Below are 21,570 nucleotides of genomic sequence, written 5' to 3' on the forward strand. Positions count from 1 at the left end.
GATCATCCGAAATGCTCAAAGGAAGGCTAAGGAAGCAACTCAGTAAACTTAGGAAGCCCTAAAGCTAATACCAATCACAGTAAATAAGTGATCAGAAATAGCGTAGGGAAAATGCTTGAGAACAAGGCGCAATTTTTCGATAAGTAGTTATTCTACAATCAAAAATTGCAACGCAGTTATCGAGTATTTTAACAAGCTAGAATGACCAGTTATTTACTACGATTGGTATAATATTGAAGATGTGAGAAACCGATTCTGATCGGCGGTGTGAAGCTCTGGGGATGAGAAAAGTGAGCTCATTGAAGTTGAATCGATAAAAACGAAAAAGCCCAGCATAAATGCTGGGCTTTCCGAATCTGGAGCGACACACGAGGTTCGAACTCGTGACCTCAACCTTGGCAAGGTTGCGCTCTACCAACTGAGCTAGTGTCGCAGATTTGAGATGGTGCCCCGGGCCGGACTTGAACCGGCACAACGCGAACGTCGAGGGATTTTAAATCCCTTGTGTCTACCAATTCCACCACCAGGGCACACAAATTTCTTTGTGATGCCTTTACAGAAAAGTAAAACACCATCATCTGATACCGCTTAACGCCATATCATTTTTATTTGGAGCGACACACGAGGTTCGAACTCGTGACCTCAACCTTGGCAAGGTTGCGCTCTACCAACTGAGCTAGTGTCGCATTCATTCTTAGAGAGAATGATGGAGGCGCCTCCCGGAGTCGAACCGAGGTCCACGGATTTGCAATCCGCTGCATAGCCACTCTGCCAAGGCGCCTCATTTGTGAAGTAAGCATCGCTTCTTTCACCACCCTTTCAAGCCGTGCTCTCTTGGGTACGGAATGCATTCTACGGATTCGGACGATCGAGTCAACACTATTTTTATTTTTTTAAATCGTTTGACCAGAATTTGTGCGAAAGACGGTAAATTGATTAGTTTTAATACTGAGATTAGCCCAAATACTCTTGTTTATCATGAATATCGAGCTACACCTTTCACCTATTCCGTGGCGTTCCTTCTTATATTAAGTGTCGATAATTAAAGGAACAAACCGCACTAAGCGTTTAGTCGGATTAAAAACAAGACTCATGTCACATTTTTCTTCATCACAAATCCGAGGCATAAAAAAAGCAGGCTATGTCGCCTGCTTCTTAAAATGCTATTTATGTGTTGTCTGATTAATGGTGTTCTTCGTTAAGCAAATCATCTTTCGCTGCCGCTAAGTATTGAACCATCGACCAATACGTTAGGAAAGTCGCGATATAAAGAGCGCCAAAGCCCAGCCATACCATCCAATCATCGTAACGCCAAATCAACACCCACAATGCGAACATTTGAGACACGGTTTTTACTTTACCGACCCAAGAAACCGCAACACTGGCTCGTTTGCCGATTTCTGCCATCCATTCACGCAATGCAGAGATGATGATTTCTCGCGCTATCATAGTTACCGCAGGAATGGTTACCCAAATCGTGTGGTAGTGCTCCGTAATCATAATCAGAGCAGTGGCGACTAAGACCTTATCAGCGACTGGGTCGATGAAGGCACCAAAACGAGAGGTTTGGCCTAACTTACGAGCTAGCATGCCGTCTAACCAATCGGTAAACCCTGCAACCCAGAAAACCATTGCTGCTGCAAAAGGAGCCCAAGAGTAAGGTAGATAGAAAACAACCACAAAAACTGGGATTAGGAACAGTCTTAGTAGAGATAGAATGTTCGGGATATTCAAACGCATTTTATTATTCTCTTACACATTGCGGCTTAATGTTGCGGGATTTTCCTTATTGTTTCAATGCTTGGAAAATAATTTCTGCCAAAGAGTGACTAATTCCCGGTACTTTGGCGATTTCTTCGACACTTGCACGCTTTAATTCCTGTAAACCACCCATGTATTTGAGCAAAGCTTGACGACGTTTTGGTCCAACGCCTTCAATTCCCTCTAAAGCACTGGTGCGACGCGTTTTTCCACGTTTCGCTCTGTGCCCTGCGATTGCATGGTTATGGCTCTCATCTCGAATATGTTGGATCAGGTGCAACGCTGGTGCATCACTTGGCAAGTTGAATTCTTCACCATCTACGGTAATTAAGGTTTCAAGACCTGGTTTACGTGTCACCCCTTTTGCAATACCAATCATAGTCGGACGCTTTGGCCAATCTCCCCAGTACTGCGAAATGATTTCATGAGCACGATTCAGCTGCCCTTTGCCACCATCGATAAAAATAATGTCAGGTATCTTCTCTACATCAAGTTGCTTCGAATAGCGGCGCTCTAATGCCTGTCCCATCGCTGCGTAATCATCACCACCCGTAATGCCTGTGATGTTGTAGCGACGATACTCTTGCTTGACTGGACCTTCACTGTTGAACACCACACAGGAAGCAATAGTGCTCTCGCCCATCGTATGCGAGATATCGAAACACTCCATCCGAGCGATGGTTTCCATACCCAAGACTTCTCTCAGTGCTTTGAAACGCTGATTGATGGTCATCTTGTGATTAATCTTAGTGGTAATCGCCGTCAATGCATTGGTATTGGACAACTTGAGGTAACGACCGCGTGAACCTGTTGGAGAACTATGGAATTGAACCTTGCGCCCCGCTACTTCACTCAGAGCTTGCTGAATCGGCTCGATATCGCCACCTAGCTCTTGATTCAAGATAATGCGAGAAGGAATAGTACGCGCCTCGTTGTGGCTCAAGTAGTACTGGGTAAGGAAGCTATCAAACACTTCTTGTTGACTAGTGTTCTGTGGAATCTTAGGGAAATGACTGCGACTGCCTAGCACCTTACCCTGACGAATCATCAAGATATGGATACAAGCAATGCCGTTTTCTTGGGCAAAACCAAGCACGTCCATATCATCCATACTGTCTTCTGAAACGTACTGTTGTTCTTGTACGCGTCGAATCGCTTGGATCTGGTCGCGGAATTTGGCCGCATCTTCAAAACGAAGTTGTTGGCTTGCCACTTCCATCTTCTCAATAAGCTGCTCAAGTACCTGCTTATCTTTGCCCTGCAAAAACAAACGAACAAAGCCCACCAGCTCTGCGTATTCTTCATCCGAAATAATCGTGCTCACACATGGGCCTGCACAGCGACCAATTTGATACATCAAACATGGACGGGTTCGGTTGGAATACACTGTGTCTTCACACTGGCGAACAGGGAGGGTTTTCTGCAAAAGGTGCAAGGTTTCTCGTACCGCGCCAGAATCCGGATACGGTCCGAAGTATTCACCTTTGCGCTTTTTCGCACCACGATGCATAGACAATCGCGGATGTTTATGACCGCTAATGAAAATGTAAGGGTACGATTTATCGTCACGCAGAAGTACGTTGTATTTCGGTAAGTATTGCTTGATGTAGTTATGCTCAAGGATGAGCGCTTCCGTCTCGGTATGAGTGACCGTGACATCAATCTTAGCAATATTGCTTACGAGGGCGCGCGTTTTCTCGCTATCTACTTTTTTACGAAAGTAGCTTGAGAGGCGCTTTTTGAGATCTTTGGCTTTGCCTACATAAATGACAACAGCCTCGGCGTTGTACATTCTGTAAACGCCGGGCTGATGAGTTACTGTCTTGAGAAAGGAAGCCGAATCGAAGGGTTGATTCACACTAAAGGGTCTCGGTGTCCAGCATTCCGTGGCGGATCGCTAAGTGTGTTAACTCAACGTCACCATTAATGTCCAGCTTGCTAAACAGTCGGTAGCGGTAACTGTTGACTGTTTTTGGACTTAAATTCAATTGTTCAGAAATATCCGTTACTTTCTGGCCTTTGGTGATCATCATCATGATCTGCAGTTCGCGTTCAGAAAGGTCTTTAAATGGGTTTTCTGAGGCAGGTGAGAATTGACTCAATGCCATCTGCTGCGCAATCTCTGGCGAGATGTAACGCTGCCCACTGTTAACCACACGAATTGCGTTAACCATTTCATCAGGACCCGCGCCTTTAGTTAAATAACCAGAAGCACCCGCCTGCATCACTTTAGTTGGGAACGGATTTTCCGTATGAACGGTTAGTACGATGATTTTTACATCAGGATTCACGCGAAGAATCTTTTTTGTGGCTTCCAAGCCGCCTATTCCTGGCATGTTCATATCCATTAAAACGACGTCAGCATGATTACTACGACACCATTTTACTGCTTCTTCACCGCTGTCAGCTTCTCCTGCTACGTTCATTCCACGGACGTCTTCAATAATACGTCGTATCCCTGTGCGAACCAGCTCGTGATCATCTACAAGGAAAACATTTATCAAACTTGTATCTCCACACTTTTATTGGCTCTGCACCCACATAACATTTGTCAAATGTGGATATCAGTATGAGTGCCTATATACTAACGCATATGGCAAAAAATTGCTTTCTATGAATATGTGCTTAAACGCAAAGTTTGGCAAGAACTTATTCATAAACCACTCTATTATTTGAGTGTGCTCTGTGCAAAGCCGAATTTTAAGACAAGCTAATTAACAACATAAGCTCCAATAAATCAAGCAGCTAGATTTCACTTTGCTCAGCAAAACGCAATATCACCCATAAATGGTTATTCTATAAGCGACCTATCTCAGCTTTTGTACACCCACGGCATCACGATTTAACCAGTAAAATAGAGCATTACTTTTCACTGGTTATTTTTACAGTTCTTAATGATAGAATACGTTCTTCACTGATTTACAAGGTTTCTCTCTATTGAACATCCAACAAGGCTTCCTTCTCACTCGCCAAGCCCGAGACATCAAAGGTCAAACTCAAATAGAGTTGTGGCTTTCGACCGAGAATGGTCCGACCCAATTGTTGATTCAAGGAGAAAGACCTGTCTTCTTTATAGAACAAGCGCAAATCGAGCAAACCAAGCAATTTGCCGCTGCTAAGCAAATTGCTGTCGACATATGCCCGCTAGAGTTAAAGAACTTCCAACTCACGCCTTTAGCCGCCTGTTATACCCAGACAACAAAAGACGCGTTCGCCCTACAAGATGAACTTAAGCAAAACGACATAGTCCATTTCGAGGGTGATGTACGGCTTGCCGATCGTTATCTGATGGAACGCTTTATAAAAGGCAGCATGGAGTTTACCGGGAATCTGCAATCTCGAAACGGGTTCCAACGTGTCCAAAACGCAAAGTGTCGCACAGGTGAATACCAACCTAAGCTGCATGTGGTCTCTCTAGATTTGGAATGCTCAGAGAAAGGCATTCTTTATTCGATTGGTTTAGATAGCCCTGTTGATTCACGCGTGATTATGATTGGCGAACCGGAACAATCAGACACGCCAATTCAATGGGTAAAAGACGAGAAGGCTTTGCTCGATGCTTTAATCGCGTGGTTTAAGCAATTTGACCCAGATGTGATTGTTGGTTGGAACGTTATCGACTTCGACTTCCGCCTGCTGCATAAACGCGCAGAATGGCACAACATGAAGCTGATGTTAGGCCGAGCTGACCAGCCAAGTTTTTTCCGTAGCTCCGCGCAAAGCCAACAAGGTTTTATCTCTATTCCCGGTCGTGTGGTGCTGGATGGTATCGATACGCTTAAAACCGCGACGTACCACTTCCGCTCGTGGTCACTTGAGTCCGTTTCCCAAGAACTGCTTGGCGAAGGTAAAGAAATCCATAACGTGCATGACCGAATGGATGAAATCAATCGCATGTACCGTTCAGACAAACCATCTCTGGCTAAATACAACCTGCAAGATTGCGTGTTGGTAAACAAGGTTTTCGACCACACTCACCTGCTCGACTTTGCGATTGAACGCTCTCGCCTAACAGGTGTAGAGCTGGATCGCGTCGGGGGCTCTGTGGCCGCGTTTACTAATTTGTATTTGCCGCAAATCCACCGAGCCGGTTATGTTGCGCCAAATCTGCATCCAGAAAACTGGATAGCTAGCCCTGGTGGCTATGTGATGGACTCTATCCCTAACCTTTATGATTCGGTATTGGTGCTCGATTTTAAGAGTCTGTACCCCTCTATTATTCGCTCATTTCTGATTGACCCTATGGGCTTAGTCGAAGGTTTGCAGCTTGAAATCGGCAAAGCAGAAGATGAAGCCGTACCGGGATTTCGTGGCGGTCAGTTCCATCGTTCAAAGCACTTCTTGCCAGAGATGATCGAAAAGCTCTGGGCAGCGCGAGATGTTGCCAAGAAGAATAATGAGAAAGCCTTCTCACAAGCCATCAAAATCATCATGAACTCTTTCTATGGTGTGCTTGGTTCTTCCGGCTGTCGTTTCTTTGATACGCGCCTTGCTTCTAGCATCACCATGCGTGGGCACGAAATCATGAAACAAACCAAAGTTCTGATTGAGGACAAAGGTTATCAAGTGATCTATGGCGACACCGACTCAACCTTTGTTTCTTTAAATGGCGCATATAACCAAACTGACGCTGACAAGATTGGTAATGAACTGGTCGACTACATCAACCAATGGTGGAGTAACCATCTGCGCAGTGAGTACAACCTCAACTCGATTCTTGAACTAGAATATGAAACCCATTATCGCAAGTTCTTGATGCCAACCATTCGAGGTGCGGAAACGGGCTCAAAAAAACGCTACGCAGGCCTGATTGGTGAAGGCGAACAAGAACGCATCATCTTTAAAGGGTTAGAGAGCGCACGTACAGACTGGACACCACTGGCGCAGCGATTCCAAAACACCTTGTACCAAATGATCTTCCATGGTGAAGACCCTAGTGATTACGTACGAGAGATGGTTGAGAAGACCAATGCAGGAGAGTTTGATGATCAGTTGGTGTATCAAAAGCGCTTGCGACGCAAATTGCATGAGTATCAGAAAAATATTCCGCCACAAGTACGTGCTGCACGTTTAGCCGACGACATCAATGCCAAACTCGGTCGCCCTCTGCAATATCAAAACCGAGGTCGAATCGAATACTTAATTACTGTGAATGGACCTGAGCCACACGAGTACCTCAATAGCCCTATAGACTACCAGCACTACATTGATAAACAGCTAAAGCCGGTTGCGGATGCGATATTGCCGTTCATTGGCACAGACTTCGAGCAGTTATCTGCGCCGCAGATGGGGCTGTTCTAAATCAGATTCTAGATTGAATGGAGTTAACGCTAGCTGACGTTACCCAATACGAAATTCGGTCTTTTGGTACTGAGCCACCAACCATTCACCAAAACCGTCAATTAAACCAATCACAGAACGTTTCGGGATAGCACGACCAGAGAGCAAAATGCCAAGGCGTTCTATCTCAAGCTGCTTTTCTGGGTGGTATCGTAGAAATTGCTCCCCACATTCAAGCGGGTCATCAAACCAACGTTTGTCTCGATACATGACAAGCGAGTACGACGCACGAAGCAGTTTCTTAGCGATAGTTACTTGGGCACTGACCAGCTCTTCAATGCTTTGTGCTTGTACTATCTTAGTTCGATACACCGATAGCCAGTCTTCGACATCCATGTTCCAGTGCTTCGCAATCTCCCAACTTGGCACATAATCGCCAAAACAATCCGCCAGATCATCTCCGTAAACGCACACGCAGCAGTGTTTGAGCATAAAGCCCCAAGTAAAAATGCTGTCTAGGTTTGCGACTTCACTCACCAAAGCGGTACGAATCGATACCCCTTTAACGTGAGGGTGCCCCTGTTGAGCACGCCATTTGATGGTGTTCAACAAAGTAGCGCGATTGTTTTCAAAACTCGACTTGGTGACAACAACCATATCGAGATTCGATTTTCCTGCAACCGCCAACTTGCGTGCCACACTGCCGTAGACGTAGACGCTATGAAGATTGGCCCCTAGCCCGCCTTTAAGGCACGCCAGAACTTCTCTTAGCAGAGGTTCAAATTCAGGTTGGAATGGATGCTTTGGGTCGATGACAGGGAGAGACATTGAAGAAAACGGGATCTCAAGCTTTTAACGGACGATGGGCTATATGATCCACTAGCCTAGCGTTTGAATCAAGCCCATTAAAGCCCTTATTGACGTGCAAATTACTGTGCGGAATTTTGATGCCAGACAAGCAACTTAGCGCTATAATCACCAAGTTTTGCTTAATAAGTGTAAATAGGAAAATACAATGCCAAAGGCAAGTGAAATCAAAAAAGGCTTCGCAATCGAGTCTAATGGTAAAACTCTTCTAGTAAAAGACATCGAAGTAACCACTCCAGGTGGTCGTGGCGGCGCTAAAATCTACAAAATGCGCTGTACAGATCTAAACACTGGTGCGCGTGTAGACGAGCGTTACAAGTCTGATGACGTTGTTGAAACTGTAGAAATGAACAAACGTGCAGTTGTGTACTCATACGCTGATGGCGATGAGCACATCTTCATGGATAACGAAGACTACTCACAATACACATTCAAGCACAACGAAGTTGAAGATGAGCTTCTGTTCATCAACGAAGACACTCAAGGTATTCACCTTATCCTAATCAACGGCTCTGCTGTTGGTATCGAGCTTCCTTCTTCTGTTGAGCTAGTGATTGAAGAAACTGATCCTTCAATTAAAGGTGCATCTGCATCTGCACGTACTAAGCCTGCACGCTTTGCTTCAGGTCTTGTTATTCAAGTTCCTGAGTACATCGCGACTGGTGACCGTGTAATCATCAACACGACTGAACGTAAATACATGAGCCGAGCATAAGTATGTCTGATTTGATTTCTTACGACGACGTTATCGACGCTGCGTACGACATCTTCCTTGAGATGGCTCCAGACAACCTAGAGCCAGCTGATGTCATTCTGTTTACTGCGCAATTTGAAGATCGTGGTGCCGCAGAACTTGTTGAAACTGGTGATGACTGGGTTGAACACGTTGGCTTCGATATCGACAAAGAAGTGTATGCAGAAGTTCGAATCGGCTTAGTAAACGAGGAAAATGACGTACTTGATGACGTTTTTGCTCGTATGCTAATCAGTCGAGACCCAGAACATAAGTTCTGTCATATGCTTTGGAAACGTGATTAACGATTTCCTCATCATGATCAAAAACACCAGCCTCGCGCTGGTGTTTTTTTATATCTGTAAGTCAAAGTTACTTGTGATTGGCAAACAAGAAAGATCGCAAACGCGAAACGCTAGATAAGAAAAAGGCTTGCCAATGTGGCAAGCCTTTCTGATTTTCTGCTATCGATTAACGATGCTTGTTACGTGCGCCTTGGTCACCGGCAGCCTTCTTCGGCTTACGACGAGAAGGGTTGTTGCTGCGACCCTTTGGTGTGTTAACACGCTCTTCGTGACGCTTAACAGCGCGACGAATTTTTTGGCTACGAGCACGTTCACGCTTACGTGATGTGTTGTCTTTGTTTAGATCAAGCATGGTTTCTTTCTCTGGACGAAGTTCTACAAGCTCACGCAGGTAGTTTACTTCTTTCAGGTCTAGTTCCATCCAACCGCCACGAGGCAGTTTCTTGTCTAGGAAGATATCACCGTAACGAACACGCTTTAGACGGCTAACCGTACATTCTTGAGATTCCCACAAACGACGAACCTCACGGTTACGACCTTCGTTAATCACTACGTAGAACGTGTGGTTCATGCCTTCACCACCCGCATGTACTACGTCTTCAAAACGAGCCATACCATCTTCAAGTTCAACACCACTTACTAGGTTGCGAACTTTCTTTTCGTTCACTTCACCAAATACGCGTACTAGGTATTCACGCTCAACCTGGCGGCTTGGGTGCATTAGGCGGTTTGCCAACTCACCATCCGTTGTGAAAAGCAGCAGGCCAGATGTGTTCGCATCAAGACGACCAACTGAAATCCAACGAGAGCCACGAATTTTTGGCAGACGATCGAAAACAGTGCGACGACCTTCAGGGTCGTGACGAGTACATAGTTCACCTTCTGGCTTGTAGTAAGCCAATACACGACAGATCACTTCTTCTTGTGCCTTTGCAGACACAATGTGACCGTCGATACGAACTACGCTGTTCTCATCTTCTAGTCTTTCACCAAGTTTAGCTACGATTCCGTTCACGCTAACGCGACCAGATTTAATTAACGATTCAATCTCACGACGAGAACCGTGTCCAGCACGTGCTAATACTTTTTGTAACTTTTCGCTCATTTATCTACCTATGTGTCGTCTTCACAGACGTCGAGACCAGAATTGGTCTTCAATTGTGCAAGTTACCCAACCTATTGGGATTTTTTCGGTCGGACATTATACGAGATTCTCTGATTTAATGTAAGCAAAATCGTCGATATTGTCACTGCAGAATGTCCTTCGGAAACTCACACTAAACTCATCATCTTCTCCAACTTAGTACCAGACTCATTGGTATTAGAACCGCACTATTATGGGTCTGTGTCCACCTCTTAAAAAATCCCCTACCTGATAAAATTGTCAGGGCTATAAGAAAGATAACCCTACAGCTTGCTAGCTCCCTTAATCAGATGAAAAGGAATAATAAATGTCTCATACAAATCTTGACCTAAATTGGATATTTGGCACCTCAGAAGATGACAATATGACCGGCACAAAAGGCTCGGACACGACTGATATTTTTGTCGGCTTTGGCGGCGACGATAAGTTTGTTGGCTTTGGTGGAAACGACTATGTCTTCGGTGGTCGTGGTGACGATACCCTACTAGGTGGCAGAGGGAATGACCTACTCTCAGGCGGTTCAGGCGATGATTACTTGTCTGGCGGCTTAGGTAATGACCTGTTATTTGGTGGTTGTGGTGACGATACAATTTTCGACTACTCAGGCAACAACTTTATCAATGCCGGATGGGGTGACGACACCGTAGTTGTCGGCGATGGTCATTCTGTGATTGCGGGCGGTTGCGGCGATGACACGTTCGTAATGACCAACCGTCTTGCTGTTGGCGTTCCCGATCAGCCTGTTTCTTCAAACGACATCGAAGTGAAATCAGAAATTCTCGATTTTAACATTTGTCACGACAAGCTTGTCTTTGATATGGGTTTAGATACTAACAACGATGGTATTCGCGATACGTTCTTGGACTCGGCAGACGACTTAACACTGTCTTACAACGACTTTGGTTGGGCAGTCTACTCAAGTGACGAGTTTAATGTAGAAGTGACACTGAAAGGTATTGATGCAGGCTACATCAACTACATTGAGCATCACGGCATCGACATCTTCGATTTCGCCTAAATTGATACCATTCCATTGAATCAAAAATAAACGGATTCAAAACAAAAGGGAGGCATTCACGCCTCCCTTTCTTGTTTTGTTAAGAGTAAAAGCAGTTACTCAAATGGTGCAGGGTCGCCAGAGCCAACACGAGCAACAACCGCTTCACCTTCGCTGAAGTCGATAACCGTTGTAGGTTGTTCACCTAAGTAGCCACCGTTAAGAATCACGTCTACAGCATGCTCTAGTTTGTCACGAATATCTTCTGGGTCCGATTCCGTCACATCGCTACCCGGTAGGATAAGTGACGTAGACATCATTGGTTCACCAAGTGCTTCCAACAGGTCTAGTGCAATGCGGTTATCGGGTACACGAATACCGATGGTCTTACGTTTTGCATTCATCAAACGACGCGGAACTTCTTTTGTTCCCTTGAAGATGAAAGTGTAAGGACCCGGCGTGTTATTTTTCAGTAGTCGGAATGCCGCGTTGTCTACGCGTGCATACAAAGAAAGCTCCGACAAATCACGACACAACAAAGTAAAGTTGTGCTTATCATCCAGACGGCGGATCTGACAAATACGTTCCAACGCCTGTTTGTTTTCTAACTGACAGCCTAGTGCGTAACCTGAGTCGGTTGGGTAAACCACTACACCGCCGCTACGAATGATTGCTACTGCTTGATTGATCAAGCGAGCCTGTGGGTTTTCTGGGTGAACGTAAAAAAACTGGCTCATTGTAATTCCTCATTATCGAACCTCTCGGCTCTATATTTTTATCGGTTCTCGATTTCGTCTTGTTGAGCGTTATCCAACGAAGGATCAATACCCCAATCTTTCCAAACTGGTTCTACGCCCGCGGGTAACCAGAGGTTTCTTCCCAATTCCATCCACGGAGATGGGTAGTGAAAGTCGCTGCCTTGAGAAGCTAATAGTTTGTATTGTATAGCATAATCAGCCAAGTTGCGCCTTTCTTGTTGCGCTTGTTGAGGCTGTGCCACTTCCATTGCATCCCCACCCGCCTCGACAAACGCGGCTAATAGGCGTTTCACCCACTTCGCAGTCAGTTGATAACGACCCGGATGCGCAAGAACAGCAGAGCCTCCAGCAGCATGAATCGCATCAACCGCATCTTTCATGGAGCACCAATTTGGTGGCACGTAACCTGGGTTAGAGCGGGTTAGAAATTTCTTGAACACCATCTGCATGTTTTTGGCATAACCATTATCCACCAACCACTTGGCAAAGTGTGCACGAGTGATCGGCGCATCACCCGCGATTTGCTGAACTTCTTCTAGCACACCTTCGCGAGTCGCTTTTTGCAAACGTTCAGCAATCATCTCTGCTCTGGCAACACGATGCGCTTTTTGCTGTTGAATCAGCTCAGCCAGCGCAGGACTTTCTGGATCGATGTTCAATCCAACAATATGGATGTCTTTGTTCTGCCAAACAGTCGAAATTTCTATACCGTTGATGATTTTTATCGGCAGACTATTCTCTTCAACGTATTGCTTGGCCGGAGCTAAGCCGTCAACCGTATCATGATCCGTGATCGCCAAAACCTCGATATCAAAACTCAATGCCCTATCCACTAAATCGTGTGGTGCAAATCGACCATCTGACGCGGTGGTGTGACTGTGTAAATCAATTCTCATCTTTTTGTCGTTTTAATGCTGTTTTGGGGTTGACTTTTTATCCCTGCACTAGTTAACTAGTACACAAATACGAAGTACCTAATTTAAGGCTCACCATGTTACAAGAATTTAACCAAAACCAGGAAGCGAAAGTTGCAGTTCGTCTGAATAAGATGAAATCTGCTGACCTTGCTTGGTGGCGCACTTGGACAAGTTCTTGGTGGGCGAACGTGTACTTCTAGTTTAGAGAATTAAATGTCACAAAGCCCGCTACTTCAGCGGGCTTTTTGTTTTGTCGTCCATCTCACATTCAACTGCTCAAACATTCATCGGATATGACCAAAACTTGATTGGGTGAACGTTTGCTTTATGCGACTATGTACGGCAGGAAGATGTAAAACAGCTATAAGGAGGTCTTGTGAACAAGGCCATTGAAATTAAGAAACTTGGACAGCTTGAAGTGCTAACGGCTTCCGTCCCTTATACTCAAGACCCGACTCGTTTGTTCCACACTTTATGTGAGAACAAAACTGACAGCCTGTTGCTGGAATCTGCTGAGATCGATTCGAAGCAAGATTTGAAATCCCTGCTGATCGTAGATTCAGCGGTTCGCATTGTCTGCTACGGCCATACCGTTAGCATGCACGCCTTGACCAACAACGGTAAAAACCTACTGTCTCACCTAAACCAGAACATCCGTGGTGACGTTGAGAGTAAGTTCGATGGCGAAACGCTAACTTTAGAATTTGACCAGCCATGCGACACGTTAGATGAAGATTCTCGCCTACGTGAAGCCTCTTCTTTCGATGCCCTGCGTTTGGTTCAGCATAGTTTTGATATTTCACAGCAAGACAAACACGCAATTTTCCTTGGTGGCCTGTTTGCCTACGACTTAGTCGCCAACTTCGAGCCGCTTGGTAATGCAGAAGCAACAAATCAGTGCCCAGATTACGTTTTCTACGTCGCGGAAACACTGCTTGTTGTCGACCATCAAACGGAATCTTGCCAGCTTCAAGCGACGTTGTTTGTTGATGGTTCAGAGAAATCAGCGTTAGAGACTCGTATTGCAGAAATCAGCGCTCAGTGTGCAGCGCCAAAGCTACTGCCAAGTGCAAAACAAATCGCTGACGTAACGGTAGAACCTAGCGTATCTGATGCAGACTTCTGCCAAACTGTTCGCGACTTAAAAGAGTTTGTAGTGAAAGGCGATGTATTCCAAGTCGTACCATCTCGCCGATTCACTCTACCTTGCCCTTCTCCACTCGCGGCTTACAAAGAACTGAAACAAAGTAATCCAAGCCCTTACATGTTCTACATGCAAGATGAGCTGTTCACTCTGTTTGGCGCATCACCAGAAAGCGCGCTTAAGTACGAAACCGACACTAACCAAATTGAAATCTACCCTATCGCAGGCACTCGTCGCCGTGGCAAGCGTCCTAACGGCGAGATTGATTTCGACCTAGATAGCCGCATCGAACTTGAACTGCGTACCGACATGAAAGAAAACGCAGAACACATGATGTTGGTTGACTTAGCACGTAACGACGTCGCTCGTATTGCTCAAGCTGGCACTCGCCACGTAGCAGACCTTCTAAAAGTCGACCGCTACAGCCACGTAATGCACTTGGTCTCTCGTGTGGTTGGTCAACTACGTGAAGACCTAGACGCGCTGCACGCATACCAAGCTTGTATGAACATGGGCACGCTCACTGGTGCACCAAAGATTCGTGCAATGCAGTTGATTCGCGATGTAGAAGGCGCACGACGCGGTAGCTACGGCGGTGCTGTGGGCTACCTAACTGGTGAAGGCACACTCGACACATGTATCGTAATTCGCTCAGCGTACGTTGAGAACGGTATTGCTCAAGTTCAAGCTGGTGCAGGCGTGGTGTTCGATTCTGATCCACAAGCGGAAGCAGACGAAACGCGCGGCAAAGCACAAGCGGTAATCTCTGCTATCCAAGCAGCGCATAAGTCACAATAAGGAATAGGGTTCAGAGATGGCTAATATCATTTTTATCGACAACTTTGACTCGTTCACCTACAACCTTGTGGATCAATTCCGCTCACTAGGTCACTCAGTCAAGATTTACCGAAATAACATCCCAGCACAAACCATTGAACAAGCGGTAAACGAGCTTGAAAACCCAGTGGTTCTGCTATCACCAGGTCCTGGTGCACCGTCAGAGGCAGGCTCAATGCCAGAGCTTATCCAACGTATGAAAGGCAAAGTGCCGATGATCGGCATTTGTCTTGGTCACCAAGCGATTGTTGAAGCGTACGGCGGTACTGTTGCTGGCGCGGGCGAAATCATTCACGGTAAGGTCTCTATGATGGAGCACCAAAACCATGCGATTTACCAAAACCTACCATCACCACTTGCAATTGCACGTTACCACTCGCTGGTTGCGACCAAGGTTCCTGAGAGCCTAACCATCACAGCAGAAGTGGATGACTTGGTAATGTCTGTTGTACATGAAGAAGATAAAGTTTGCGGGTTCCAGTTCCACCCGGAATCTATTATGACGACCTACGGAGCAACACTGTTGGCCAATGCCATTGAATGGGCACTTGAAGAACAAACTTCAACGAACCCACTCACTGCTTAAAAAGCACTTGGCACATAAGAAATTTAGGAGAGGAAATATGGAAGCAATCATCAACCCTATTATTACCAAACTGTACGAGCAAGAATCGCTTACTCAGGAAGAGAGCCAACAGCTATTCGACATCATTATCCGTGGTGAGCTAGACCCAATTTTGATGGCATCAGCACTGACTGCACTAAAAATCAAAGGCGAAACGCCGGATGAAATTGCAGGTGCGGCAAAAGCGCTGCTAGCAAATGCAAACCCATTCCCTCGCCCAGATTACGATTTCGCAGATATCGTAGGCACTGGCGGTGACGGTCACAACACCATCAACATTTCAACCACTGCGGCATTTGTTGCTGCAGCATGTGGTCTAAAAGTAGCGAAACACGGTAACCGAAGCGTTTCGAGCAAATCTGGTTCTTCTGACCTTCTTGATTCATTTGGTATCAACCTAGCTATGAGCGCAGAAGATACGCGCAAAGCGGTAGACGATATCGGTGTTGCTTTCCTATTTGCACCCCAGTACCACGGTGGTGTGCGCCATGCGATGCCAGTGCGTCAAACCATGAAAACACGCACCATCTTTAACATTCTTGGCCCACTGATTAACCCTGCTCGTCCTAACATCGAATTGATGGGCGTTTACAGTGAAGAACTGGTTCGTCCTATCGCAGAAACCATGCTACAAATGGGTATGAAGCGCGCAGCTGTAGTACACGGCAGTGGCTTGGATGAAGTGGCGATTCACGGTGAAACAACCGTTGCCGAAATCAAAGACGGTAAGATCACAGAATACAAACTAACGCCTGCAGATTTCGGTCTTGAAGCACACCCACTAGAAGCGATCAAAGGTGGCGATCCTGAAGAAAACAAAGCGATCATTACCAATATTCTGACGGGTAAAGGTACAGACGCACAATTGGGTGCAGTGGCAGTAAACGTTGCTCTGCTAATGCGTCTATTCGGCCACGAAGATTTAAAAGCCAACACGCAACAAGCGATTGAGGCAATGAATTCAGGCAAAGCGTACCATTTGGTACAACAACTTGCCGCACACGCTTAAGGAATTGAAGAAGATGACTGACTTCAACACTCAGCAAGCTGACAACCTGTCTGAGCACGTTTCTAAAAAAGAAGCAGAAATGGCAGAAGTACTGGCGAAAATTGTCCGCGATAAATATCAATGGGTAGCAGACCGTAAGGTGTCTCAACCGCTAAGCACATTTCAGTCTGATTTGCTGCCATCGGACCGCAGCTTCTACGACGCTCTGAGTGGTGAAAAGACGGCGTTCATCACCGAATGTAAGAAGGCATCTCCTTCTAAAGGTTTGATTCGTGATCACTTCGACTTGGATTACATTGCGTCGGTTTACAACAACCACGCAGATGCAATTTCAGTCCTAACAGACGAAAAGTACTTCCAAGGTAACTTTGACTTTCTTCCTCAAGTGCGCGGTCAAGTCAAACAACCGGTTCTGTGCAAAGACTTCATGGTAGATACCTACCAAGTTTACCTAGCACGTCATTACAGTGCTGATGCCGTGCTACTGATGCTTTCTGTCTTAAATGACGAAGAGTACAAAGCGCTAGAGGAAGCAGCACACAGCCTGAACATGGGTATCTTGACCGAAGTCAGCAACGAAGAAGAGCTTCATCGTGCAGTTAAACTAGGCGCACGCGTTATCGGCATCAATAACCGTAACCTTCGCGACCTAAGTACTGATTTGAATCGTACGAAAGAACTGGCACCGACAATTCGCGAACTGGATCCTAACGCAACAGTAATCTCAGAATCTGGCATTTATACACATCAACAAGTTCGTGATTTAGCGGAATACGCAGACGGCTTCTTGATTGGCAGTTCACTGATGGCGGAAGACAACTTAGAACTTGCTGTACGTAAAGTGACCTTAGGCGAAAACAAAGTGTGTGGCTTAACGCATCAAGATGACGCAGCAAAAGCATATCAAGCTGGCGCGGTATTTGGTGGCCTGATTTTTGTCGAGAAGTCGAAGCGTGCGGTTGACCTTGAAGGTGCTCGCTTAACCATGAGCGGTGCTCCACTGAACTACGTAGGTGTTTTCCAAAATCACGATATCGATTTTGTTGCTTCTGTCGTGACCTCTTTGGGTTTAAAAGCGGTGCAACTGCACGGTCAAGAAGACCAAGCTTACGTAAACCAACTCAAAGCCGAACTGCCAACAACAGTAGAAATTTGGAAAGCTTACGGCGTGACTAATGCCAAGCCAGAACTGCTAGCAGACAACATTGATCGCCATTTATTAGATGCGCAAGTTGGCACTCAAACTGGCGGAACTGGTCAAGTGTTCGACTGGTCACTGATCGGCGACCCAAGTCAAATTATGCTAGCGGGTGGACTGTCGCCAGAAAATGCTCAACAAGCAGCGACACTAGGTTGCTTGGGATTAGATTTAAACTCTGGTGTAGAAAGCGCACCAGGCAAAAAAGATTCACAGAAGTTGCTCGCGGCATTCACCGCTATTCGCAACTACTAAAGCTGGATATCAGCTAAAAAATTTAAAGCTATTCGTAGCGAAAAATACGAGAAGGAATATAACGATGGCAAAACTGAATGCCTACTTTGGCGAATACGGCGGTCAGTACGTTCCGCAAATTCTAGTTCCAGCACTGGAGCAACTAGAGCAAGCGTTTATCGACGCGCAAGAAGACCCAGAATTCCGCAGTGAGTTCATGACGCTTCTTCAAGAGTATGCGGGCCGTCCAACGGCTTTGACTCTAACTCGTAACCTAACCAAAGGTACGAAAACCAAACTGTACCTAAAACGCGAAGATCTGCTTCACGGTGGCGCGCACAAGACCAACCAAGTGCTAGGTCAAGCTCTGCTTGCGAAACGCATGGGTAAAAACGAAATCATCGCTGAAACAGGCGCAGGTCAACACGGTGTTGCAACGGCACTAGCGTGTGCGCTGCTTGGCCTTAAGTGTCGCGTTTACATGGGTGCAAAAGACGTTGAGCGTCAAAGCCCGAACGTATTCCGTATGAAGCTAATGGGCGCAGAAGTTATTCCTGTCCACTCGGGTTCAGCGACACTTAAAGATGCATGTAACGAAGCGCTACGCGACTGGTCTGCAACTTATGAAGATGCGCACTACCTACTAGGTACAGCGGCAGGTCCTCACCCATTCCCAACGATCGTGCGTGACTTCCAACGCATGATTGGTGAAGAAACGAAGAATCAGATTTTGGCACGTGAAGGCCGTCTTCCTGATGCGGTTATCGCATGTGTGGGCGGTGGTTCAAACGCGATTGGTATGTTTGCTGACTTCATCGAAGAAGAAAGCGTTCGCCTAATTGGTGTTGAGCCAGCAGGTAAAGGTATCGATACTGACCAGCACGGCGCGCCACTTAAGCATGGTAAAACAGGCATCTTCTTCGGTATGAAAGCGCCATTGATGCAAGATCCTAACGGTCAAGTTGAAGAATCTTACTCGGTATCTGCTGGCCTTGATTTCCCTTCAGTTGGTCCACAACACGCACACCTAAACGCAATTGGCCGTGCTGAATACGACAACGTGACAGACGATGAAGCGCTAGAAGCATTCCAAGAGATTGCCCGCCATGAAGGCATCATCCCTGCACTTGAATCTTCTCACGCCGTGGCACACGCACTGCGTATGGCTCGTGAGAACCCAAAAAAAGAACAATTGCTGGTTGTTAACCTATCAGGTCGTGGTGATAAAGATATCTTCACTGTACATGCCATCCTAGAAGAAAAAGGAGCGATCTAATGAGCCGTTATGAGAAGATGTTTGCGCGCCTAAACGAAAAGAACCAAGGCGCATTTGTACCGTTCGTAACGGTTTGCGATCCAAACGCAGAGCAGTCTTACAAAATCATGGAAACACTGGTTGAGTCTGGCGCAGATGCCCTTGAACTTGGTATTCCATTCTCAGATCCACTAGCCGATGGCCCAACCATCCAAGGCGCTAACATTCGCGCGTTAGAGTCAGGTGCAACACCAGATATCTGTTTCGAGCAAATCGGTAAGATCCGTGCTAAATACCCAGAGTTGCCTATTGGTCTTCTGATGTACGCGAACCTTGTTTACTCTCGTGGTATCGAGAACTTCTATGAGCGTTGTGCAAAAGCAGGTATCGATTCTGTTTTGATTGCAGACGTACCAACTAATGAAAGTGCTGAATTTGTTGCTGCTGCAGAAAAGTTTGGTATTCACCCAATCTTCATCGCACCACCAACGGCAAGTGATGAAACACTGAAGCAAGTATCAGAGTTGGGTGGCGGCTACACTTACCTACTCTCTCGTGCAGGTGTTACTGGCGCAGAAACCAAAGCAAACATGCCTGTAGGTCATATGCTCGATAGACTGAACCAATTTGATGCACCACCAGCGCTACTTGGTTTTGGCATCTCTGAGCCTGCACAGGTGAAACAAGCACTAGAATCTGGTGCGGCTGGTGCAATTTCTGGTTCAGCCGTGGTAAAAATCATTGAAGCGAACGTTGAGCAGCCACAAATTATGCTCGACAAGCTAGGTGAATTCGTTTCAGCAATGAAAGCTGCAACACAAAAATAACGTATCACTGATTTGAAAAATATGAGATCGATTCCTTATTAAACATTCGGAATCGATCTTTTTTTTAACATTCAGTTTCTAAAACCGCCCTTCCATTACCATCCATTTTATAAACAACACCAATCAAAATCATTACCTCGAGCAATAGCAAACGATTGCTATTGATTAAAAAACTATCATTAATCAAGAAATTCCTAATTAGTCGGTGAGTTTGTACCGGAATTGTATTGCTAATTGTGAATGATAAGTGTAAAAAGCAAGGCGATATAATTATCCAAATAACAACTTTAGATTGGTGGGTAATTTTAGGATTTTACATTTTATCAGCACAGAGGTTATGGAAGTGTTAAAACAAAAGAGTTTGCTAAACAACATTGGCGTGCAAGTCGTCATTGCAATGATCGTAGGTACTGCCGTTGGTGCCTTTATGGGTCAAAGTGCGACTGTATTCGCGCCACTTGGTGCAATCTTTATCAACCTGATCAAGATGCTTGTGATCCCTTTGGTCGCAGTAGCACTTATCTCAGGTGCGGCAGGTCTAGGCAACAGCCAATCTGCAGGTAAAGTGGGCTTGGTAACCCTAGGTTACTTTGGCCTGACATCCGCTCTAGCAGTAGCACTTGCGCTAGTCATGGGTGAAGTATTCCAACCGGGCATGGGCATCGACGTCTCAGGCGTTGAGGGCATGTTCTCAGCAGAATACGCTTCAAAAGGTGAGCTACCTACTTTCTGGGCAACCATCACTGGTATGATCCCAACTAACGTTTTCCAATCACTAAACGAAGCCAACATCCTTCAGATCCTTGTGTTCTGTATGTTCTTCGGTATCGCGATTTCAAAACAAGAAAAATCACGTCGCGAGCCAATCATCAATGGTGTTAACTGCATCGTTGACGCTATGGTTTGGATGATCAACAAGGTGATGATCATCGCTCCTATCGGTGTATTTGGCCTGATGGCTGAAGCAGTAGGCACGTTCGGTTTTGGTGCTCTGATGGTGGTATTCAAACTGTTCGTTGTTTACGTAGCGGCAATCCTAGTGTTCGGCTTCGTGGTTTACCCAGCGATGGTGCACGTGTTCACTAAGACATCGGCGAAGAAGTTCGTTTCAGCAATGAAAAAGCCACAAGCAGTTGCACTGTCTACAGCTTCTTCAATGGCGACACTGCCAGTAACAATGGATACGTGTGAGAAAGAGCTAGGTGTTCGCAACTCAACAGCATCATTTGTTCTGCCTCTTGGTGCGACCATCAACATGTCTGGTAACGCGATTTACTACGGCCTAGTAGCCATTTTCTTCGCGCAATTGTTCAACATCGACCTAGGCATGGGTGCTTACATTGCGATCATCGTAACTTCTACACTAGGCGCAGTAGGCCAAGCAGGTGTTCCTGGTCCTTCATTCCTTGTTGTGGCTGTACTTCTAGCGGCAGGTATCCCAATTGAAGGTCTACCACTACTGTTCGCTCTTGACCGTATCTTCGATATGATTCGTACGGCACTAAACATCACAGGTGACGCAGCATGTGCCGTTATCGTTGATGCTCTAGTAGAAGAAGAAGCACAACAAGTTGAGCTTCAAAAGCAAGAAGCTTAAGCCTGAATGCAATTTAAACAAGCCGCTCAAAAGAGCGGCTTTTTTTCATCTCAAACTTGCCTTACGTAACCGTTTAAATAGA

General features: G+C 45.9%; 19 protein-coding genes, 4 tRNA genes and 1 other annotated feature. Of the genes, 12 read left to right on the plus strand and 11 right to left on the minus strand.

What is annotated here, in order from left to right; genetic code table 11:
• Nucleotides 1–357: 357 nt before the first annotated feature.
• The 7 genes from VCHENC03_RS08105 to uvrY all read right to left on the minus strand — a co-directional run bounded on the left by VCHENC03_RS08105 (nucleotide 358) and on the right by uvrY (nucleotide 4,265).
• Nucleotides 358–433: transfer RNA gene (locus VCHENC03_RS08105), tRNA-Gly, on the minus strand.
• Between the two features lie 10 nt (nucleotides 434–443).
• Nucleotides 444–530, minus strand: a tRNA-Leu gene (locus tag VCHENC03_RS08100).
• 80 nt (nucleotides 531–610) lie between these two features.
• A tRNA-Gly gene (locus tag VCHENC03_RS08095) sits at nucleotides 611–686 on the minus strand.
• A 21-nt stretch (nucleotides 687–707) separates the two neighbouring features.
• Nucleotides 708–781 (minus strand) — tRNA-Cys (locus VCHENC03_RS08090).
• A 401-nt stretch (nucleotides 782–1,182) separates the two neighbouring features.
• Complete coding sequence (gene pgsA, locus VCHENC03_RS08085) at nucleotides 1,183–1,740, minus strand: CDP-diacylglycerol--glycerol-3-phosphate 3-phosphatidyltransferase (protein ID WP_009706909.1); 558 nt, start codon at nucleotides 1,738–1,740, stop codon at nucleotides 1,183–1,185.
• Nucleotides 1,741–1,786: 46 nt separating this feature from the next.
• Nucleotides 1,787–3,619: an excinuclease ABC subunit UvrC gene (gene uvrC / locus VCHENC03_RS08080; protein WP_071226582.1), complete on the minus strand. Its 1,833-nt coding sequence runs from the start codon at nucleotides 3,617–3,619 to the stop codon at nucleotides 1,787–1,789.
• 1 nt (nucleotide 3,620) lies between these two features.
• Nucleotides 3,621–4,265 (minus strand): UvrY/SirA/GacA family response regulator transcription factor, encoded by a 645-nt coding sequence (uvrY, locus tag VCHENC03_RS08075; protein ID WP_005434947.1) that lies wholly within the window; start codon nucleotides 4,263–4,265, stop codon nucleotides 3,621–3,623.
• 433 nt (nucleotides 4,266–4,698) lie between these two features.
• On the opposite strand from uvrY, the gene VCHENC03_RS08070 reads away from it, so the two are divergent.
• Nucleotides 4,699–7,062, plus strand: a complete 2,364-nt coding sequence (locus VCHENC03_RS08070) for a DNA polymerase II (RefSeq protein ID WP_009706911.1) — start codon at nucleotides 4,699–4,701, stop codon at nucleotides 7,060–7,062.
• A gap of 39 nt (nucleotides 7,063–7,101) precedes the next feature.
• Here the strand turns inward: VCHENC03_RS08070 and VCHENC03_RS0126085 are convergent, their stop codons facing one another.
• The gene (locus VCHENC03_RS0126085; protein WP_032802900.1) at nucleotides 7,102–7,869 is read right to left on the minus strand and encodes a nucleotidyltransferase; all 768 of its coding nucleotides are present in this window, start codon (nucleotides 7,867–7,869) and stop codon (nucleotides 7,102–7,104) included.
• 187 nt (nucleotides 7,870–8,056) lie between these two features.
• On the opposite strand from VCHENC03_RS0126085, the gene efpL reads away from it, so the two are divergent.
• Both efpL and VCHENC03_RS08060 read left to right on the plus strand, forming a co-directional pair.
• Entirely contained in the window at nucleotides 8,057–8,623 is a 567-nt protein-coding gene (gene efpL / locus VCHENC03_RS08065) for an elongation factor P-like protein EfpL (RefSeq protein ID WP_005431209.1), read from the plus strand.
• A gap of 2 nt (nucleotides 8,624–8,625) precedes the next feature.
• Nucleotides 8,626–8,946, plus strand: a complete 321-nt coding sequence (locus VCHENC03_RS08060; RefSeq protein ID WP_005431208.1) for an HI1450 family dsDNA-mimic protein — start codon at nucleotides 8,626–8,628, stop codon at nucleotides 8,944–8,946.
• A gap of 166 nt (nucleotides 8,947–9,112) precedes the next feature.
• On the opposite strand, the gene rluB is transcribed toward VCHENC03_RS08060, so the two are convergent.
• Nucleotides 9,113–10,051 carry a 23S rRNA pseudouridine(2605) synthase RluB gene (gene rluB, locus VCHENC03_RS08055; RefSeq protein WP_005434955.1) on the minus strand — a complete coding sequence of 313 codons (939 nt, stop codon included), beginning with the start codon at nucleotides 10,049–10,051 and terminating at the stop codon, nucleotides 9,113–9,115.
• Nucleotides 10,052–10,397: 346 nt separating this feature from the next.
• On the opposite strand from rluB, the gene VCHENC03_RS08050 reads away from it, so the two are divergent.
• Nucleotides 10,398–11,108 (plus strand): calcium-binding protein, encoded by a 711-nt coding sequence (locus tag VCHENC03_RS08050; protein WP_009706913.1) that lies wholly within the window; start codon nucleotides 10,398–10,400, stop codon nucleotides 11,106–11,108.
• Between the two features lie 95 nt (nucleotides 11,109–11,203).
• Here the strand turns inward: VCHENC03_RS08050 and VCHENC03_RS08045 are convergent, their stop codons facing one another.
• On the minus strand, nucleotides 11,204–11,824 hold the full coding sequence (locus tag VCHENC03_RS08045) for an L-threonylcarbamoyladenylate synthase (RefSeq protein ID WP_005434958.1): 621 nt from the start codon (nucleotides 11,822–11,824) through the stop codon (nucleotides 11,204–11,206).
• A gap of 38 nt (nucleotides 11,825–11,862) precedes the next feature.
• Nucleotides 11,863–12,741, minus strand: a complete 879-nt coding sequence (rnm, locus tag VCHENC03_RS08040; protein ID WP_009706914.1) for an RNase RNM — start codon at nucleotides 12,739–12,741, stop codon at nucleotides 11,863–11,865.
• A 95-nt stretch (nucleotides 12,742–12,836) separates the two neighbouring features.
• Here rnm and VCHENC03_RS08035 point away from each other — a divergent pair, with 95 nt between their 5' ends.
• The 8 genes from VCHENC03_RS08035 (at nucleotide 12,837) to VCHENC03_RS08000 (ending at nucleotide 21,488) form a co-directional block, all read left to right on the plus strand.
• Nucleotides 12,837–12,962 carry a tryptophan operon leader peptide family protein gene (locus VCHENC03_RS08035; protein WP_009706915.1) on the plus strand — a complete coding sequence of 42 codons (126 nt, stop codon included), beginning with the start codon at nucleotides 12,837–12,839 and terminating at the stop codon, nucleotides 12,960–12,962.
• Nucleotides 12,909–13,012: a sequence feature (Trp leader region), on the plus strand. (Overlaps the previous gene by 54 nt.)
• Nucleotides 13,013–13,138: 126 nt before the next feature.
• The gene (locus VCHENC03_RS08030) at nucleotides 13,139–14,704 is read left to right on the plus strand and encodes an anthranilate synthase component 1 (RefSeq protein WP_009706916.1); all 1,566 of its coding nucleotides are present in this window, start codon (nucleotides 13,139–13,141) and stop codon (nucleotides 14,702–14,704) included.
• 16 nt (nucleotides 14,705–14,720) lie between these two features.
• Nucleotides 14,721–15,329 carry an aminodeoxychorismate/anthranilate synthase component II gene (locus VCHENC03_RS08025; RefSeq protein ID WP_009706917.1) on the plus strand — a complete coding sequence of 203 codons (609 nt, stop codon included), beginning with the start codon at nucleotides 14,721–14,723 and terminating at the stop codon, nucleotides 15,327–15,329.
• Between the two features lie 37 nt (nucleotides 15,330–15,366).
• The gene (gene trpD, locus VCHENC03_RS08020; protein ID WP_005530485.1) at nucleotides 15,367–16,377 is read left to right on the plus strand and encodes an anthranilate phosphoribosyltransferase; all 1,011 of its coding nucleotides are present in this window, start codon (nucleotides 15,367–15,369) and stop codon (nucleotides 16,375–16,377) included.
• Between the two features lie 13 nt (nucleotides 16,378–16,390).
• Complete coding sequence (gene trpCF / locus VCHENC03_RS08015; protein WP_032802903.1) at nucleotides 16,391–17,830, plus strand: bifunctional indole-3-glycerol-phosphate synthase TrpC/phosphoribosylanthranilate isomerase TrpF; 1,440 nt, start codon at nucleotides 16,391–16,393, stop codon at nucleotides 17,828–17,830.
• 64 nt (nucleotides 17,831–17,894) lie between these two features.
• Nucleotides 17,895–19,085: a tryptophan synthase subunit beta gene (gene trpB, locus VCHENC03_RS08010; RefSeq protein ID WP_009706919.1), complete on the plus strand. Its 1,191-nt coding sequence runs from the start codon at nucleotides 17,895–17,897 to the stop codon at nucleotides 19,083–19,085.
• Nucleotides 19,085–19,891, plus strand: coding sequence for a tryptophan synthase subunit alpha (trpA, locus tag VCHENC03_RS08005; protein ID WP_009706920.1), 807 nt, complete (start codon nucleotides 19,085–19,087; stop codon nucleotides 19,889–19,891). Before trpB ends, trpA begins: the two co-directional genes overlap by 1 nt.
• A 337-nt stretch (nucleotides 19,892–20,228) precedes the next feature.
• Nucleotides 20,229–21,488, plus strand: a complete 1,260-nt coding sequence (locus VCHENC03_RS08000) for a dicarboxylate/amino acid:cation symporter (protein WP_009706921.1) — start codon at nucleotides 20,229–20,231, stop codon at nucleotides 21,486–21,488.
• Nucleotides 21,489–21,570 lie beyond the last annotated feature (82 nt).

The sequence above is a fragment of the Vibrio sp. HENC-03 genome (genome assembly GCF_000305755.2).
In the GTDB taxonomy this organism is placed as follows: Bacteria; Pseudomonadota; Gammaproteobacteria; order Enterobacterales; family Vibrionaceae; genus Vibrio; species Vibrio owensii.

Excerpts from the sequence above, each read along its gene's own strand:
- trpA (WP_009706920.1), top strand. The coding sequence starts at position 19,085 with ATGAGCCGTTATGAGAAGATGTTTGCGCGCCTAAACGAAAAGAACCAA.
- trpD (WP_005530485.1), top strand. The coding sequence starts at position 15,367 with ATGGAAGCAATCATCAACCCTATTATTACCAAACTGTACGAGCAAGAA.
- rluB (WP_005434955.1), bottom strand. The coding sequence starts at position 10,051 with ATGAGCGAAAAGTTACAAAAAGTATTAGCACGTGCTGGACACGGTTCT.
- efpL (WP_005431209.1), top strand. The coding sequence starts at position 8,057 with ATGCCAAAGGCAAGTGAAATCAAAAAAGGCTTCGCAATCGAGTCTAAT.
- trpCF (WP_032802903.1), top strand. The coding sequence starts at position 16,391 with ATGACTGACTTCAACACTCAGCAAGCTGACAACCTGTCTGAGCACGTT.
- VCHENC03_RS08025 (WP_009706917.1), top strand. The coding sequence starts at position 14,721 with ATGGCTAATATCATTTTTATCGACAACTTTGACTCGTTCACCTACAAC.
- VCHENC03_RS08000 (WP_009706921.1), top strand. The coding sequence starts at position 20,229 with ATGGAAGTGTTAAAACAAAAGAGTTTGCTAAACAACATTGGCGTGCAA.
- VCHENC03_RS08050 (WP_009706913.1), top strand. The coding sequence starts at position 10,398 with ATGTCTCATACAAATCTTGACCTAAATTGGATATTTGGCACCTCAGAA.
- VCHENC03_RS08035 (WP_009706915.1), top strand. The coding sequence starts at position 12,837 with ATGTTACAAGAATTTAACCAAAACCAGGAAGCGAAAGTTGCAGTTCGT.
- VCHENC03_RS08060 (WP_005431208.1), top strand. The coding sequence starts at position 8,626 with ATGTCTGATTTGATTTCTTACGACGACGTTATCGACGCTGCGTACGAC.
- pgsA (WP_009706909.1), bottom strand. The coding sequence starts at position 1,740 with ATGCGTTTGAATATCCCGAACATTCTATCTCTACTAAGACTGTTCCTA.
- trpB (WP_009706919.1), top strand. The coding sequence starts at position 17,895 with ATGGCAAAACTGAATGCCTACTTTGGCGAATACGGCGGTCAGTACGTT.
- VCHENC03_RS0126085 (WP_032802900.1), bottom strand. The coding sequence starts at position 7,869 with ATGTCTCTCCCTGTCATCGACCCAAAGCATCCATTCCAACCTGAATTT.
- rnm (WP_009706914.1), bottom strand. The coding sequence starts at position 12,741 with ATGAGAATTGATTTACACAGTCACACCACCGCGTCAGATGGTCGATTT.
- VCHENC03_RS08045 (WP_005434958.1), bottom strand. The coding sequence starts at position 11,824 with ATGAGCCAGTTTTTTTACGTTCACCCAGAAAACCCACAGGCTCGCTTG.